The sequence below is a fragment of the Liquorilactobacillus oeni DSM 19972 genome, assembly GCF_001436275.1.
In the GTDB taxonomy this organism is placed as follows: Bacteria; Bacillota; Bacilli; order Lactobacillales; family Lactobacillaceae; genus Liquorilactobacillus; species Liquorilactobacillus oeni.
On sequence record NZ_AZEH01000033.1, the window covers coordinates 1 to 770 of the forward strand.

Here is a 770-nt window from a genome sequence, read left to right on the forward strand (position 1 = left end):
ATCATAACCACCCGTCTAACGGGTGGTTTGCTCCAGGGCTATAAGCCCTATGTATCGGCCGGCGTCTCAAGGCGCTGGCTTTTTTGTGTGTCAAAGCCAAACTGCGTTTGCCACTGTTGCCACCGCTTTAAGCGGTATTTGTACTACTTACTTTGGCCCTTAAAAGGGTCCCAGTACTCTCTTACACTTAACTTATCGACGGTTTGATCATGTTTTTCTTGATTTTGAATATACTTCTTAATTGTTGTTTCATTCATACCCACTGTACTAACATAATAACCTTCCGACCAAAAATGACGATTTCCAAATTTATATTTTAAATTTGCATGTTGATCGAACATCATTAGTGCACTTTTTCCTTTCATATATCCCATGAAACTTGAAATACTCAACTTGGGTGGAATACTTAAAAGTAGATGAACATGATTTGGCATCATATGACCTTCCAGTATTTTTACACCCTTATACTGACACAATAAGCGAATATCATTTTGTAAATCTCGTCGATATTGATTATAAATGATTTTTCTCCTATACTTTGGTGTGAATACAATATGGTACTTACACAACCATTTCGTATGTGCGAGACTATTAAGTTTATTCGCCATTACCTATAACGTCTCATTTAGATTTTTATGTTTGGCTTCGACACCCACATTTTAAATCTAAGAGGGACGTTTTTGGGTTTAACCCTTTTGTTTTCCGCCCGCATAGCGGGTGGTTTATTGTTTCGCACACTAGCGAGCTCAACTAGGTCTAAAGACAATAAA

At 37.7% G+C, this 770-nt stretch carries 1 protein-coding gene; it reads right to left on the reverse strand.

All coding sequences use genetic code 11. From position 1 onward, the window contains the following. Positions 1-143: 143 nt before the first annotated feature. The gene (gene tnpA, locus FD46_RS03975; RefSeq protein WP_057895900.1) at positions 144-608 is read right to left on the reverse strand and encodes an IS200/IS605 family transposase; all 465 of its coding nucleotides are present in this window, start codon (positions 606-608) and stop codon (positions 144-146) included. Positions 609-770: the final 162 nt, after the last annotated feature.